The 17810-nt window shown below is 43.7% G+C and carries 9 protein-coding genes; 4 read left to right on the top strand and 5 right to left on the bottom strand.

Annotated elements, in window-relative coordinates; genetic code table 11:
* The first annotated feature begins 16 nt into the window (after positions 1-16).
* Positions 17-1609 carry a RagB/SusD family nutrient uptake outer membrane protein gene (locus tag DWX33_RS09940; RefSeq protein WP_008779636.1) on the top strand — a complete coding sequence of 531 codons (1593 nt, stop codon included), beginning with the start codon at positions 17-19 and terminating at the stop codon, positions 1607-1609.
* 83 nt (positions 1610-1692) lie between these two features.
* On the opposite strand, the gene DWX33_RS22525 is transcribed toward DWX33_RS09940, so the two are convergent.
* The 4 genes from DWX33_RS22525 to DWX33_RS09920 all read right to left on the bottom strand — a co-directional run bounded on the left by DWX33_RS22525 (position 1693) and on the right by DWX33_RS09920 (position 7707).
* On the bottom strand, positions 1693-1836 hold the full coding sequence (locus tag DWX33_RS22525; RefSeq protein ID WP_199713289.1) for a hypothetical protein: 144 nt from the start codon (positions 1834-1836) through the stop codon (positions 1693-1695).
* Positions 1837-2323: 487 nt separating this feature from the next.
* On the bottom strand, positions 2324-2512 hold the full coding sequence (locus DWX33_RS09935) for a hypothetical protein (protein ID WP_005866426.1): 189 nt from the start codon (positions 2510-2512) through the stop codon (positions 2324-2326).
* A 446-nt stretch (positions 2513-2958) separates the two neighbouring features.
* A complete protein-coding gene (locus tag DWX33_RS09925; RefSeq protein ID WP_005866428.1) occupies positions 2959-4533 on the bottom strand; it encodes a RagB/SusD family nutrient uptake outer membrane protein in 1575 nt (524 codons plus the stop codon).
* Between the two features lie 27 nt (positions 4534-4560).
* Positions 4561-7707, bottom strand: a complete 3147-nt coding sequence (locus tag DWX33_RS09920) for a TonB-dependent receptor (RefSeq protein WP_122380305.1) — start codon at positions 7705-7707, stop codon at positions 4561-4563.
* Positions 7708-8065: 358 nt separating this feature from the next.
* On the opposite strand from DWX33_RS09920, the gene DWX33_RS09915 reads away from it, so the two are divergent.
* The 3 genes from DWX33_RS09915 to DWX33_RS09905 all read left to right on the top strand — a co-directional run bounded on the left by DWX33_RS09915 (position 8066) and on the right by DWX33_RS09905 (position 15095).
* Positions 8066-10420, top strand: a complete 2355-nt coding sequence (locus DWX33_RS09915; RefSeq protein ID WP_008779639.1) for a GH92 family glycosyl hydrolase — start codon at positions 8066-8068, stop codon at positions 10418-10420.
* A 9-nt stretch (positions 10421-10429) separates the two neighbouring features.
* On the top strand, positions 10430-12700 hold the full coding sequence (locus DWX33_RS09910; RefSeq protein WP_008779640.1) for a GH92 family glycosyl hydrolase: 2271 nt from the start codon (positions 10430-10432) through the stop codon (positions 12698-12700).
* Between the two features lie 118 nt (positions 12701-12818).
* Entirely contained in the window at positions 12819-15095 is a 2277-nt protein-coding gene (locus DWX33_RS09905) for a GH92 family glycosyl hydrolase (RefSeq protein WP_122380304.1), read from the top strand.
* Positions 15096-15133: 38 nt separating this feature from the next.
* Here the strand turns inward: DWX33_RS09905 and DWX33_RS09900 are convergent, their stop codons facing one another.
* The gene (locus DWX33_RS09900; RefSeq protein ID WP_122380303.1) at positions 15134-17674 is read right to left on the bottom strand and encodes an ATP-binding protein; all 2541 of its coding nucleotides are present in this window, start codon (positions 17672-17674) and stop codon (positions 15134-15136) included.
* Between the last annotated feature and the right edge of the window lie 136 nt (positions 17675-17810).

Here is a 17810-nt window from a genome sequence, read left to right as displayed (position 1 = left end):
TATTCAGAAAATTGCAATGAAAAAAATATTAACAACAGCTATTTTATGTGCGGGATTGGTAGGATTTACCGCATGTGACAGTTTTTTGGATGAGGATCCGAAGTCGTCCTTGACTTTGGATACCTATTATAAGACAAGTGCTGATATTATTGGCAATGTCAATTATCTATATCGTGATGGTGCTCCTGATAAGATGGGTAATATGACTGGTGCTTATAGAGGTTCTAGCTTGTCTGTAATGAACATGGTAACTGGTTATTTCGTGAATGAATATGAAGGTCAGGAAGTAGACTGTTCCTATGCTCGCCAGTTGACTCGTCAGGACTTTACGCAATCTTGTTGTAATTATTTGACTAATGACACTTGGAAAAGTTGTTATAAGTCGATCAATGTAGCGAACGCAGTTATCAAGTATGTTGATGGTGTGGAAATGGATAATCAAGCTCAGTATAAAGCAGAGGCTCGTTTCTTCCGTGCATTGAACTATTTCTATCTTGTAAAAATGTTTGGTGATGTTCCAATGGTTACAGAACCTACAGAAGATGCTACTTTGGTTGAATATCCGACTCGTACGGCTGCATCGGAAGTTTTCAATACAGTTATCATTCCTGATTTACAGTTTGCTGTAGAGAATTTACCTAATGCTACTTTTGCAGGAAATAGTCACCGTGTGACAAAATATGCGGCTGATATGTTGCTGGCCGATGTTTACATGAGACTAGGAGAGTACGCTAATGCGGTTACTCCATTGAAAGATGTAATCAATAGCGGAAAATTCGCTTTGGCTACTAACGATAACCTTGCGGAAGGTAGTGCGTTCAATAAGTTACGTACAACAGATGATCTGCCAGAGGTTATTTATGCCCGTGAATATGACGCAGCTATTTCTCCTAACGGTAATATCCCGGTTCACGCATTCAATTTGATTTCTCCGACATTCTTCGCTAATTCTTCTACTGGAAACAAATACTCTTTGTGGGTAAATGTGTATGGTGTTAGCGAGCGTTATTTGAATGTGTATGGTGAGAAAGACTTGCGTGCCCAGATGAATCAGTTCTTCCATCGTACATATACGCATCCTGTTGATGGAACAACTCTGGATATGAAGATGCTTTGTAACTGGTACTGGTATGATGAGACTGCTATCTTAGAGACTGGTAAGGGTACGAAAGACTGGAACTTCTATCGTTATGCTGAAACATTATTATCTGCCGCTGAAGCTATCGCTCAGTCTAGTGGGGTAAACGCTGAGGCTGCCGGCTATTTGGCACAAGTTAAGGCACGTGCTAACATGGAAGGTAAGGATGTTTCTACAATCGCTTCCGAGCTTCAAAGATTAGGCAAGCAAGCTTTTATTGAAGAGTGCTGGAAAGAGCGTTTACGTGAGTTCCCATTGGAAATGAAGATTTGGGATGACTGTGTTCGTACAGGTAAATTCCCTCAAATCTCCGCTACAAACAAGGGTGAGGTTCAATTCGTTGATTTAATTGGCGCTAAGAATGGTAGCGGTGCTACATTCAAGGCAACAGACTTATACTGGCCGATCCCTGTAAACGAGATCCAACGTAATCCGAATTTAACTCAGAATGAGGGATATTCAGCGAAGTAATTACTTTTTATTTCAATAACTGATGGCTGAAAGGGAAGGATGAGCGATTATTCTTCCCTTTCTTCCTTAATACAAGAACCCCATTATCCACAACGCGATCTTATTTTTATATCATCCGCAACGATAAAACCGTCCGGTATCCCTTCTATTGGTGAGTACCTTTTTCGCTTGCCACCGATCTCGAACGTATAAATTCCATCCACCAAAAAATCGTTGGCTTCGCTCATACTTTACAAATTTATCCTTTCTATTTTATCTGTAATACTCGGATGTAAATCTAAGGTTGTTACTTGGTGAGACTTTTTCAATTGGTTCGCAAAGAACGTCTCCCGCATGTTGCCGATATTCGCTTTCAAAGGCGAGAGGATATACATCAGATTTCTATTTTTCAAGTAGATATTGTCCGGCTTTTGCAGGCGAGAGATACCAAAAGTAGAAACAGTTGTAGGTCAGCTTACTTTCTGCCAATACGTTTAGATAAGTCAATAAAACGTTTCTCGTGATACTAATCCATTCGCAGAGCTTACTGATATTCGGGATAAAAGGGGCCGGTAAAGATAATTTGCAGTTCTGGCATATCATCGTATATATTCTTCAACTCTTGGCTTTACTGGGGGGATTTATGTACCTCATCCAAGTGTAAGCGTGTTCCTCCTCGTTTCACGAAACGATCCGCAAAGTCATATAATGTATTGTCAGAGAAATAGATACTATCTAAGCTGACATATATGGTTCGTTCGTCTTGCGGAAAATTTCGCTTGATATGCTGTTGCGGTACACTCCCCGAGCACCTCTTATACCGATCAACCGGGCATCCCGATTAATCTCGTACACCGTGCTTCTAATAAAGGCGGTAGAGGTAAATCGCAACTTCTTTCGATACATCTCTATCAATCGCTCCATAATCGTACTTATATATATGCAAATATAACAAATTGTTTATAGCAGAGAGCAATTTTGGGCGTTTTTTGTTTACAGAAGGAAGCAATTGCTTATCCTCTAGCCTGTGTCAAAGTAAAGGATGTTTATGAAGTACTAGTGACTTGGCAAAGTAATATATACTGCGTGGGCAAAATAAGTATATATCCTTTGAGTAAGTCAGTAGTACTGCTCAGAAAATCATTCTTTTTTCTTCACCTTCCAACCGTCCTTCTAACTTAGCAGAATCCAGTATGTCATTTCTTGCTCTTTTGTTTTCATAGTTGAAAGTGAATAATAAGACAACCAAACCAAAATTCTGTATATTATACATTGTTTCATGCAACTTGCTGACTAATCAAGCTACCAAAAAGAGAGGGAAGGATGATCGCTCATTCCCTCCCTCTCTAGCCATCAGTTATTGAAATTTATTATTGAACGGCATAACCCTCATTTTGAGTCAAACTCGGGTTACGTTGCATCTCGTTCAAAGAGATCGGCCATAACAAGTCGGAAGACTTGAAGGTCGCGCCGGAAGCGTTCTTTGCGCCAACTAAGTCAACGTATGTAACCTTACCCTTCTCTGTAGAAGAGATTACAGGGAACTTACCTGTACGCAAACAGTCATCCCAAATCTTGAATTCCAACGGGAACTCACGCAAACGCTCTGTCCAGCATTCCTCGATAAAGGCCTGCTTACCTAATTTCTGAAGATCGGCAGTAATTGCGGCTACCGTCTTACCTTCCATGTTTGCACGAGCCTTAACTTGTGCCAAATAGCCGGCAGCCTCAGCTGTTACACCTTGAGACTGAGCGATAGATTCAGCAGCGTCAAGCAAAGCCTCTGCGTAACGGAAGATATCACGGTCTTTCGTAGAACGTCCTGTGTTCAACAAAGCGTCCTCATCATACCAGAACCAGCAACCACAAGCATTCTCAGGAGCCGTCCAAGTCTTGCCATTATCCGGATTTGTATAATTCCAATGGAAGAATTGATTTGGCTGGATACGTAAGTCGTTTGCCGCATACACGTTCAAGAATTGATTCGTTGGCCCGTATGTACGCTCAAAGATAGAATACGTACCAAATATAGCTGTAGCCGCTGAGTTGAACGCATAAGTAGGCCACCAACCACCGTTACTGATCGTTGCGTTGTACTCATAAGAATAGATAGACTCAGCCAAACCGTCTGTCGTACGGATCTTATTATAGGCAGAACCCAATGCTAAATCATCGTTGGTTGCCAAAGCATGCGGAGAATCGATCACCGTCTTTACCGCAGAAGCAGCGTCGGCATACTTACCTTGTTGCATATAAACGGAAGTCAAAACCATAGCGGCAGCATACTTCGTGATACGGTTACTATTGTTGTAGAAAGTAGCAGCCGGCAAAGCATTAACGGCATCCTTCAAGTCGGATTCGACCTGAGCATATACTTGCTCTACAGAAGCACGCTCCAAATACATGTTCTCCATAGATTCGTACGGCTCTACTGTCAATGGAACACCACCAAAGATCTTCACCAAGTTGAAGTAGTTCCAAGCTCTAAAGAACTTTGCCTCACCGATCAAACGATTTGCCAAAGACTGATCCATTGAGATCTCGGGGATATACTTGATAGCGCCATTAGCTACGTTGATAGCCTTGTAGCAATCATCCCATATACCGTCAATAGTTACGGAAACAGTCATCGTATTCTGCTGACGAGTCAACTCGCGAGAATATTTACAAGTCAGCTCCTGACCTTCATAACTGTTTGTAAAGTAACCGGTCAATTGTCCTGTGATAGAGGCAAACGGACCTACGTAAGCACTACCCGCACCTGTGAGCTTACTTGAAGCTCCCGTACGATACAAATAGTTCACGTTAGCCTGAGCTTGAGCCTCTGTCTGGTAATAATCCGGGGCTGTCAACGATGACTTCGGTTTCTCTTCCAAGAAATCATTACATGCGCTGAACCCGGTTAAACAAGCGCATGCAATCGCTACTGTCAATATTTTTTTCATTTCTAAAAATTCTACTGATTAAATGAATTAAAATGTTACATTAACACCGAACGTGAAAGTTCTCGCTCTTGGATAAGAGAAGAATACCATGTTCTGACCGAACTTATTACTATCACCCTGCGATGTACCCTCAGGATCGTAACCTGTGAAATCGCTAGCAGTAATCAAGAATAAGTTATTCGCACTTGCGTACAAACGCAAAGCAGACAAACCGATCTTGCTAATCACGTTTGAGTCAAAAGTATAACCCAATTGCAACATGTTACAACGCAAGTAAGAACCATTGGCGATCCATTGAGAATCTACTGTCGTATCCTGACCTGCATGGCCTGAGTTACACAAGTAAACAGCCTGTTGCATCGTGTTCGGGTTCGATCCGTTATATGCGTCATATAAAATATTGCTCAAACCATTCGTGATACCGAAACGGTCGTAAGTAGAGTGGTAGAACTGTTGCATGGTCTCAACACCCCATACGAACTGCAAGTCCATCGTCAAATCGAAGTTTTTGTAAGAGAAGTTGTTGATCCAGCTTCCAGTCCAGTCCGGCATACCTTTGCCGATGATCTCTTTCTTATCCGTACGTTTCGCACGACCGATCTGGTTCTTCTCGCACAAGCCGTTATTGAAATCTTCCTCCGTATAAACACCCAAACGTCTGTAGCCATAGAAAGAACTCATGTTCTCACCTACACGCAAGATACTTTCAGAACCACCTACCCAGCTGTTCATCTCGATATCCTCATTATTGTCGCCCAACTGAAGGATCTTGTTCTTGTTGAAGTTTAAGTTAATCGTAGAACTCCAATTGAAGTCTTGTGTCTGAACTGGGCGTGCGCTGATCATTAAGTCCATACCTTGGTTTCTTACAGAACCGATATTCTTATACACTGTCGTGAAACCTGTAGTGTGAGGAATCGGGCAATCCAACAATAAGTCGGTTGTCTTCTTGTTATAGTAAGCTACATCGAAAGACAAGCGGTTCTGCCAGAATCCAATCTCGAAACCAACATCAAACTGACCAGTCTTCTCCCATTTCAAATCCGGGTTCGCCATAGAGCTGATGTAAGAATACGGAGCGCGAATATCGTTGATCAAAAGCGTACCAGAAGAAACACGAGCCAATGACCGATAAGTGTCAATCTCGGAGTTACCAGTCAAACCGTAGCTAGTGTGCAACTTCAAATTGCTGATCGTGCTTTGATCTTGCATGAAATCCTCTTGAGAGATATTCCAAGCCAAACCTGCAGATGGGAAGAACGCATACTTGTTGTTTTCACCAAACTTAGAGGAACCATCGACACGACCTGTTACGGTTGCGGAGTAACGATCTTTATATGTATAAGCGAAACGCAAGAAATAAGAGTTCATCGCCCACCGATCGTAAGAAGACTCAGGAGATGCCGGAGTTGTACCTGCGGACATATTATTGTCCTCAAAGAAATCATCCGAGAAACCTTCTGTTCGTGCCTTATTCCACTTTTGCACACGCTCTTGCCAAGACAAACCAGCCATAGCGTTGATACGATGATCACCGAATACCTTATTGTAAGTCAAGTAAGTCTCCTCCTGCCAATAAAGTGTATTCCAATTTTGGTACTCAGCCCAACCATTCGGCATGGAGATGTTGTTCAAATCGATAGAAGAATAACCTCTATACGTTTTATTATGATGGTCAAGACCTAGTTGAGTCTTCAAATCCAAACCTTCAGCCAAGTGGAATGTCAAAGCGGCGTTACCAAACACCTGCGTGTTGTAGCGCATACGTTTTTGCATATCCAAGATCATGACTGGGTTAGACATACCCTCAAAGCCTAATACATCACCAATGGAAGAAGAGGTAGAAGTGGTATATTTACCATTCTTATCGCGAATCGGCATCCAAGGAACCATCTCGATCATGGTACGACGAGCCTCTTGGCCACCACCATCCTCAGGCGTATAACGCCCCCATGTATGGTTAACCAATACATTGACTGCCGTAGACAACCACTTCGTAGGATTTGCGTCGTATGCCAACTTCGCATTAATACGCTTATTATACGTATTGTTTACAATACCCTGTTGATCCGTATAGTTCAAGAAAGCACCCATTGAAGAGCTCTTACCCGCTTGTTGGATATTCAACTGATGGTTGTGAGAAACCGCGGTACGAGTAGCCTCATCTTGCCAATTCGTATCATACAGAGGATTACCGTTTGCATCAAAGAAATCTGAATCATTAAACCAATCAGCACGGTTCAAAGACCAATTTTTACCTTGCCACTTATTCTCGTTTTCCAGACCAATCATGAATGCGTCACACCACTCTTGGGCGTTCATCGTATCCATCTTACGAGCGATATGGCTTGTGCTGACAGATCCTTGATAGCTAACCTGTACACCTTCACCATCTTTCTTACCACGCTTCGTAGTTACCATGATAACACCATTGGCACCACGAGCACCGTAGATAGCGGCAGCGGAAGCATCTTTCAAGACCTCCATAGACTCGATATCATTCGGGTTCACCAAGTCGAAGTTCTCCATAACAACACCGTCTACCACATATAGAGGGTTTGAAGAAGCGTTGATAGTAGCCATACCACGGATAACGACACGGTTAGAATAAGCACCCGGCTGGCTGGAGTTTGAGAAGATGTTTACACCAGATACCTTACCGCGCAAGTTGTCTAGCGCACTAAAGTTTTGATTCTTTGTCAAGTCGTCTCCTTTAGCCACACCGATAGAACCGGTCACGTCTGACTTACGCATCGTACCATAACCTACAACTACAACCTCGTCCAAAGTTTGAGTGTCCTCTTTTAAAGTTACTTTTATTGAAGATTGATTTTCCACCGGGATCTCTTGGGACAAATAACCGATATAGGATACCACCAAGATGTCATTTGCGGACACGCCTTCCAACGAGTAATTACCGTCGAAGTCCGTGATCGTACCATTTGTAGTGCCTTTCACCACCACGTTAGCGCCAATAACAGGCTCACCAGCACCATCAACAACCATACCTGTCACTTTCTTACCCTGCTGTACGACCATCACTTCATCAACCGTACCTGCGGAAGCGGGAACGGCCATAGCGGCGTCTACAGAGAAGGCAGAAAGCAGCAAACAGAACGCTGAGGCTTTAGCTATCCCTTGAAGGGATAATAGCTTAGATTCATTCTTTGTCATTTTGCTCTTGTTTTAAATTAAGTTTAGATTGATTACATTTATATGTAATATTATATTGTAGAATAGACATAGTTCGTACGGAACTCGCATGTGATATTTAATCTTTTTCGGGAATGATAAAAGTGCGATGAATAGGGCATGATCTAGCTCATTGGATTTCTTTTTTCTAATTCTTTTTGTTAGATTTGCACCTAGATTCGTATAATGCCAGAAATTCATAAGAAAGAAAGGGATATTTCTAAATAAATGACACGAGAATCACTTTCTATTCATGTTAATTAAATGGATATTTGTAGTCCAACTATGAATATAAAACACAAAAACGGATAAATTATATTATTAATTAAATAGCTATATCATGAAGAAAAAAAGCGTTTGGGCTTTAGCTTTAGCGGCGATGTTGATGTGGGTGGGAAAACCTGCGGTAGCGGCTGTGAATGAGGCTTTTGATCCAGTAGAGTATGTAAACCCGCTAATGGGTACGCAATCTTCTTTTGAGTTGTCTACAGGAAATACCTATCCGGCGATCGCTCGTCCGTGGGGTATGAATTTCTGGACTCCTCAGACAGGAAAGATGGGAGATGGATGGCAGTATGTATATACGGCTAACAAGATCCGTGGCTTTAAACAGACCCATCAGCCAAGCCCGTGGATCAATGATTACGGACAATTTGCAATCATGCCGGTGGTTGGTAAACCGGAATTCGACCAAGATAAACGTGCGAGCTGGTTCTCGCATAAAGGAGAGATCGCCAAGGCTTATTACTATAAGGTATATCTGGCGGAGCATGACGTGGTAACGGAATTAACGCCGACAGATCGTGCCGCTATGTTCCGTTTCACTTTCCCGGAAAACGAGCATTCTTATATCGTGGTGGATGCCTTGGATAAGGGGTCTTATATCAAGGTGATTCCGGAGGAGAATAAGATCATCGGTTATTCAACGAAGAATAGCGGTGGGGTTCCCGATAATTTCAAGAATTATTTTGTGATCGAGTTTGATAAGCCTTTCACATACGAGGCTACATTTGCCGACGCTTCTTTGAAAGAGGGTGCGAAGGAGCAAACGAGTGACCATGTAGGAGCCGTAATCGGTTTCAAGACGAAGAAGGGTGAAATCGTTCATGCGAAGGTGGCTTCCTCTTTTATTAGCTTCGATCAGGCCGCTATCAACATGAAGGAATTAGGTAACGATAACTTTGATACCTTGGTTCAGAAAGGTAAGGATGTTTGGAATGAGCATTTGAGCAAGATCGAGGTTGAGGGTGGAGATTTGGATCAATATCGTACGTTCTATTCTTGTTTCTATCGTTCATTGTTGTTCCCTCGTAAGTTCTATGAGATCAACGCTCAGGGCGAGGTGGTACACTACAGTCCGTATAATGGTGAGGTATTACCGGGTTATATGTTTACCGATACCGGATTCTGGGATACGTTCCGTAGTTTGTTCCCATTCTTGAACTTGATGTTCCCGTCGGTAAACAAGGAGATGCAAGAGGGCTTGATCAATACATATAAGGAAAGCGGCTTCTTCCCGGAATGGGCAAGTCCGGGTCACCGTGGTTGCATGGTCGGTAATAACTCGGCGTCTATCTTGGTAGACGCTTATATGAAGGGTGTGAAGGTTGACGATTTGGAGACTTTATATAAAGGTTTGATTCATGGTACGGAAAACGTTCACCCGAAGGTCTCTTCTACAGGACGTCTGGGTCATGAATATTATAATAAGTTAGGATATGTTCCTTACGACGTGAAGATCAACGAGAACGCCGCCCGTACATTGGAATATGCTTACAATGACTGGTGTATCTGGCAGATCGCTAAACAACTAGGCCGTCCGAAAAAGGAATTGGAATTATATGCCCGTCGTGCGTTGAACTATAAGAACCTGTACGACAAGGAAACCAAGTTGATGCGTGGCAAGAATGAGAATGGCGAGTTTATGGCTCCGTTCTCTCCGCTGAAATGGGGTGACGCTTTCACGGAAGGTAATAGCTGGCATTATTCATGGTCTGTATTCCACGATCCTCAGGGATTGATCGACTTGATGGGCGGTAAGGATTCATTTGTGATGATGCTTGACTCCGTATTTGCTGTACCGCCTTTGTTCGATGATAGCTACTACGGTGGTGTGATCCACGAGATCCGTGAGATGACCGTGATGAATATGGGTAACTACGCTCATGGTAACCAGCCGATCCAGCATATGATTTATTTATATAACTATGCGGGTCAACCTTGGAAGGCTCAATATTGGTTACGTCAAGTAATGAATAAGATGTATACTCCGGGTCCGGATGGTTATTGCGGTGATGAGGATAATGGCCAGACTTCCGCTTGGTATGTATTCTCAGCGTTAGGATTCTATCCGGTAGCTCCGGGTACGACCCAATATGTGTTGGGCGCTCCGCTGTTCAAGAAGGCTACGATCCATTTTGAGAATGGAAACAACTTGGTGATCAATGCCCCGAACAACAGCGATAAGAATATCTATATCGAATCCATGACGTTCAACGGCAAGAACTACACTAAGAATTATCTGGATCATAACGATTTGTTTAAGGGTGGCGTGATCGACTTCAAGATGGGTGACAAGCCGAATATGAATCGTGGTATTAATCCGGAGGATATGCCTTACTCATTCTCCGTAAACGAGGAAGGGATCAATAAACTTTCCCCTATTTCTGTAAAACCTAGTAAAAAGAAGAAATAAGCAATTAAGATGAATTTCATTCATAAACCATTAATGTCAGGCATAGCGATATGCCTGACATTTTTCGCATACTCCTGTGCTACACCGGAGAAAACGGAAAACAAGACAGACTTTACCGCATATGTAGATCCTTATATCGGATCGGGAGAGCACGGACACGTATTTGTCGGGGCGAACGTTCCGTTTGGAGCTGTTCAAGTAGGTCCTCAGAATATTTTTAAGGGATGGGACTGGTGTTCCGGTTATCATTACTCCGATAGTATCATTATCGGATTTAGCCATACGCATTTGAGCGGAACCGGATGTTCTGATCTGGGGGATATCCTTCTGATGCCTTATACGGGCGAGGTACGTACCGCCCGTGGCGAGCAAGATAATATAGAGGGAGCCGCTTCTTCCTATTATAAACATGCCAACGAAGCCGTAGCTCCGGGATATTACTCTTTGCTGATGGATAATGGCGTAAAAGCGGAGTTGACGGCAACCGAGCGTGTAGCTTTACATCGTTATACGTATCCGTCGGGAAGCGAGCATCGCCTCTTGATCAACTTGAAGGAAGGTATCGGTGATAAAGCGTATGACACTTATTTGAAGAAGATTGATGAGTACACGATCGAGGGGTACCGTTTTTCCAAAGGTTGGAGCCCACGTCACAAAGTATTCTTTACGTTGAAATGTGATCAGCCGATCGAGTCTTTGGCTGTATTCAACGATGATGAGGCCGCGGGTAATGATGAGTTGACAGGCGAGTCCGTAAAGGGAGTGATTACCTTTAAGGGAGATGCCCCGACCGCCTTGGTAAAGGTCGCTATCTCTTCCGTAAGTTGTGAGAATGCCTTGGCTAACTTACGTACGGAGCTTTCTCATTGGGATTTCGACGAGGTTCGTAACGAGGCTATCGATAAATGGAATGACCAATTGTCTTGTATCTCCATCGATACGAAAGATGAGCGTGCCAAGAAGGTTTTCTATACCGCCATGTACCATGCGTTTATCGCTCCGACGTTGTATTGCGACGCGAATGGCGATTTCCGTGGCCATGATGATAAGGTGTATACGAACAATACTTGGAAGAACTATTCCACTTTCTCTCTATGGGATACGTATCGTACCTTGCATCCGTTGTTCACGATTATCAAGCCTCAATATGTGTCGGATTTGGTGAACTCTATGTTAAGCATTTACGACCAGCAAGAGAAATTACCGATCTGGCCGTTGATTGGTGGTGAGACGGATCAAATGCCGGGATATAGCGCTGTGCCTATTATCGCGGATGCCTATCTGAAAGGTTTTACCGGCTTTGACGCTGACCGTGCGTATCGTTATATGGTTGCTTCCTCTGTCTATGAGAAGCAAAACGGGGTGCCGTACGTGTTGGAAAAAGGCTATATCCCTTGTGATAAGGTACGTGAGGCTACTTCTATCGCGATGGAATACGCAGCCGATGATTGGGGTATCGCCTTGATGGCGAAGAAAATGGGCAAGACGGAGGATTACCAGAATTACTTGAAACGTGGTAAATATTATACGCAGTATTTCGATAAGGATATCAACTTTATCCGTCCGAAAATGAATGATGGCAGCTGGCGTACGCCGTACGATCCGATCCAGTCCATACATAGCGTAGGCGATTTCTGTGAGGGAAATGGCTGGCATTATACATTCTTCGTGCCCCAGCATCCGGAAGGCTTGATCGAGTTGATGGGTGGCGACGCTCCGTTTATCTCGAAACTGGATTCTTTGTTCTTGGTGGAAGGTGAGTTAGGAGAGAACGCCTCTCCGGATATCAGTGGCTTGATCGGCATGTACGCCCATGGAAATGAGCCGAGCCATCATGTTACTTACTTGTATCCTTACGCCGGCGAGCAATGGAAGACAGCCGAGAAAGTTCGTTACATTCAAGATGTGTTTTATACCGACCAGCCGGAGGGCATCATCGGAAACGAGGATTGTGGCCAGATGTCCGCTTGGCATATCATGTCTGCCTTGGGATTTTACCAAGTGAATCCTTCCAATGGCGTGTTCGTGTTCGGTAGCCCGTTATTCGATAAGGCTTCCGTTCATTTGCCGGAGGGTAAGACTTTCGAGGTCGTAGCCCAGAACAACAGCAAGGAGAATGTATATATCCAATCCGTGTTGTTAAATGGTAAACCTTATAATAATTCTTATATCCTGTATGATGATATCGTGAAGGGAGGGAATCTTACCTTTGTGATGGGCAATACGCCGAATAAGGAGTTCGGAGCTGCCCCGGAAAATCGTCCGAAGACGGCTGAGTAAATAGCTCCCTTACTAGTGAGCGGTTTGCTCTGTTACCCCTAAGACAACGTCTCACGGATTGCCGGGAAAGTACCCGGCAGAGAAGCAAAGAATAATTAACGAATTAATAATCGACAAAATGAAGACAAAGCTTAAAACTTCGATGGCCCTTTTGGCTTCCGCTTTCCTGTGGGTGTCATGTGCCGGTGGGGGAGGGACTTCTCCTTCGGCGATGGACCCGGTGGATTACGTGAATCCTTATATGGGAAACATCAGCCATTTATTGGTGCCTACTTTCCCGACCGTGCATTTGCCGAACAGTATGCTACGTGTATATCCGGAGCGTGCGGACTTCACGGGCGACCGTCTGGGCGGTTTGCCTATTATCGTGACAAACCATCGTGAGCGTTCTGCGTTCAATTTATGCCCTTATCAAGGTGACGAATCCGGCTTGCGACCCGTGATCGCTTATAGCTATGACCGGGAGAAGATCTTGCCATACCGTTATCAGGTATATCTGGATAATGAGGAAATCGACGTGGACTTCGCCCCGTCCCATCAAAGTGCCGTATATTCGCTCACTTTCGAGAAAGAGGGATCGGCTTATCTGGTATTTAACAGCCGTAACGGACAGCTACAAGTAAATGGTAACGCCGTAAGCGGTTATCAATATATAGATAAGAAAACGAAAGTCTTTTTATATGCCGAGACGAACCAGAAGCCTGTGAAAGCGGGTGTATTGTCGAACGGCAGTGTCAACTATAACGAGACCTCCGTGGAAGGTACCAATGCCGCTATCGCCCTTTCCTTCGGGGAGGACGTGAAGAAACTTGGCGTTCGCTACGGTATCTCTTTTATCAGCGAGGAACAGGCGAAGAAGAATCTGGAGCGTGAGATCGCCGCTTACGACGTGGATGTGGTAGCGAAGATCGCCCGCAACGATTGGAACGACGCTTTAGGTAAAATACAAGTACAAGGCGGTACCAAGGATGAGAAGACCGTATTCTATACCTCTTTATATCGTTGCTACGAACGCCCGATTTGTTTGAGCGAGGACGGACATTATTACAGCGCTTTCGACGGAAAGATCCATGAGGATGGCGGACGGCCTTTCTATACGGACGACTGGATTTGGGATACCTACCGTGCTACGCATCCCCTGCGTGTCTTGATCGATAATGAGCGTGAGAACGATATCATCAACTCTTATCTCCTGATGGCGGAGCAGATGGGTACCGACTGGATGCCTACCTTCCCGGAGGTGACGGGAGATACACGCCGTATGAACTCAAACCATGCCGTCGCTACCGTGATCGACGCTTACCGCAAGGGCTTGCGTGGGTTTGAGCTGGAAAAGGCTTATATCGCTTGTAAGAAAGGTATCGAGGAAAAGACCTTGATCCCGTGGTCTGCCGCTCCCGCCGGTTGGTTGGACGATTTCTACAAGGAACATGGCTATATTCCCGCGTTGAGACCGGGAGAGAAAGAGACGGTGCCTAACGTATCCATTTGGGAAAAACGTCAGCCGATCGCCGTGACTTTAGGAACTTCGTATGATGAATGGTGCTTGTCCCAGATCGCTCAAGAATTGGGAAAGAAAGACGAGGCGGATTATTATTTGCGTCGCTCTTACAATTACCGGAACGTATTTAATCCGGAGACAGGTTTCTTCCATCCGAAAGATAAGGATGGCAAGTTTATCTATCCATTGGATTACCGTTATGATGGCGGTCTGGGTGCCCGTGATTATTACGATGAGAATAACGGATATATTTATCGTTGGGACGTACAGCATAATATCGGTGACTTGATCTCTTTGATCGGAGGCAATGAGGCGTTTACCTCTGCTTTGGATTCCATGTTCAATACGCCGCTGGGTATGTCTAAATGGCAATTCTATTCCACGCTTCCGGATCATACGGGTAACGTAGGTATGTTCTCTATGGCGAATGAGCCGAGCTTGCATATCCCGTACTTGTATAATTATGCGGGTAAGCCTTGGATGACGCAGAAACGTATCCGTACCTTATTGAATCAATGGTTCCGCAATGATTTGATGGGCGTACCGGGTGATGAGGACGGTGGTGGTATGTCCGCTTTCGTTGTCTTCAGTCAGATGGGATTCTATCCGGTGACTCCGGGTTCTCCTACCTATAATATCGGTAGCCCGATGTTTACCGACGTGAAAGTGGATATGGGTAACGGCAATACGTTCGAGATCCGTGCGAATAACGCGTCCGATGAGAATAAATACGTACAATCCGCTAAGTTGAACGGCGTAACCTTGAACCAGCCTTGGTTCAATCATAGCGATATCGCCGCCGGTGGTTTGTTAGAGTTAGAGATGGGGCCGAAAGCGAATAAGGAATGGGGATTGGGAACGCCTCCTCCTTCTGCCGCTCCGATGCCTAAGTAAATAAAAAAGCGTGTTGCGATTGTCGCAACACGCTTTTTTTATGCCAATACCTTAGCGATTAATTTCTTTAGTTCTTTTATATCAATGGGCTTCACTACATAATCCGTGAATTCACATTGTTTGGCGATCTCCTTTTCCCTTTCGAAAGCGAATGCCGTGAGTGCTATGATCGGAATGGTCTTGGATAAGGTGCGGATTCTGCGAGTTGCTTCGAATCCGTCCATAACCGGCATTTTTATGTCCATTAGGATTAGGTCCGGATGATATGTCTCGAACATATCGATAGCCTCTTGCCCGTTTAGCGCATGATAAAGTTGGTATTGCTTGCCAAACAAGGTTTCCAAAAGGAAATAATTCTCATAAACGTCCTCGGCGATTAAGATGGAATGATGCCTATCTGAACGGGGCGTTTCTTCGGATTGGACGGGGATATCCGGTGAAAGCTCAATATCAGTCCGTTTTGTGTCCAAAGGCAGAGTGAACCAAAAAGTGGAACCCACCCCTTCTTCAGAGTCTACGCCGATTTTACCTCCTAATGCCTCGATAATGGTTCGGCTGATGGTTAATCCCAATCCCGTACCTTGCTGGAAAGTATCTACCTTGATGAATCGCTCGAATATACGTCTTTGGTTTTCCGCGGAGATACCGATACCTGTATCTTTCACGCAGACTCGGATAAAATCCCCTTCTATCTCATAATAAATCGTGATACTTCCTTTTGTGGTAAATTTGATAGCGTTATTCACGAAATTAGATATCACTTGCATAACCCTCCGCTCATCGGTTTTAACGATTACGGATGGGGAGCCGAGATCAAAGATAAGAACCACGTCTGAAGGCATCTTTATAGAGTCTGCCAATGCGATTTCGCCACATATATCCTTGATGTCCACTTCCTCGAAATGATAATCCATGGTTCCCGCCTCGATTTTAGAGAAATCAAGGATATCATCGATCAGTTGCAGTAGCAAATCATTGTTTTTATGAATGATATCTAAATAAGATTGACGCTCTACCTCATCATCAATCTCGGCGATTATATTTGAGAACCCGACGATAGCGTTCAGCGGCGTGCGTATCTCATGACTCATATTCGCCAAGAATGCGGACTTCAATTTATCAGCTTCCTTTACCTTGATTAGCTCGATCTCCTTTTCCCGTTGCTGGGTTATGTTGGAGGTATAGCTTACGATCCTGTTAGGCGTTCCGTCATCGTTGAATTTATAGGAGCGTACATTGGAGTTGAACCAGAATGTTTTGCCATTGAGGATACGCCTGTAGGCCGCTACGAAGTTATTGATCTTCCCTTGCAGGAGAGGTTTGAACTGTTTATTATATACCCGGTCAAAATCATCCGGATGGATTGAGGATTTATAGTCTTCTTGATTCTTGAAGTTGTAATCATGAATCGCTTTTAGCCCCTCATTATTATTAATGTCTTCATTGAGGCCAAAATCTACGGTCAATTTATCATTCTCTACATCGTATTCCCAAAGAATGGAATCCCCGGTATCTACTGATACTTTTAGCCGGGCTAGGCTATTTTCGATTTGTTCCCGCTTGATGTGATTCTCGGTATCGTCGAATACAATATAAATATAGCCGAATATATTATCAAGAGAGTCTTTTAATGTGACTCCTTTTACCAACAGATGCTTTGTTTTAGAATCATGATGACTATCGTAATAGCCGTTTTGAGAAGCAACCTTGAAATCATAATTAAGAGGAAAGAATATATCTTTTCCGTTTTTGAGGCTTTGGTTTACATATTTCGGGATATTAGGATTCTCGAACATATTCAGTCCCACGGCCTGCTCACGGGTAACACCAAAAATATCGAGATCCGCTTGGTTGATATCTACCAACACTCCATTCTCATCATAAAGTTCGGCGCCCCAAGGCATCTTGTCGAAAATGATCTTAAACTTCGTCTCGCTTTTCATGACTTGCATAGCCGTATGTTCTACTAATCCTTGAACTTCCCCTCTTTCAATGGCTATGGAAAGGATATCAGCCAACATATGTAAGTTCTCTATATCTAAGGCACTCCAGTTCCGTTTCTTTTTTACAGAATCAAAGCCGATAAATCCGGATGGTTTGCCTTGCTTGAAAATAGGGATGACTAATAAGGATGAAACCTCTTGCAAAATCAGAAGATGCTGCTCACTCTTCGCCTCTTCCGGCATTTTAGAGACATCATGAATAACGATATCCATGCCCTTTTTGATACTGTCGTACCACCAAGGAATCTCGTCTTGCGGGAGTTGACGCAGTAAATCCTCTCGCATAGAGATAATGCCATCACAAGTAACTTCATTCGTAAAATCAACAGTATGAGTTTGTTCGTCAAATGTTCCGATATACACCCGATCCACATCGAAAAATTGTAAGATGCGGAATAGCGCTTGGTCAATAACCGAGTTTTTTTTGGCTCCAAGAAGAAGTGACAATACATCCGACATCGTTTTTCGCAAATCAATCATATTGGCCAAAATCAAGTCGGTCTTTTCATCTTCTACATCGGTCTTCTTGTCTATAGCCTCATTAAGAAATGTTGTATTGGAATGAATGTTATTCATGATAAATTGAGTGTACTAAATTTATTCGAAAACAAATGTAAGTATAAACTTTGATTATTTTTTGTTTTAGTGTTTATTATATTATTATCGTGGCTTTAAAAATAATTTTGTACGTTTGTAGATGGTTGAATTAAAC

Origin of the sequence: Parabacteroides sp. AF19-14 (assembly GCF_003635485.1) — a bacterium.
Taxonomy (GTDB): domain Bacteria; phylum Bacteroidota; class Bacteroidia; order Bacteroidales; family Tannerellaceae; genus Parabacteroides; species Parabacteroides distasonis.
Note: the sequence above shows the minus strand (reverse complement) of the source record. Positions and strands in the feature narration are given on the sequence as shown.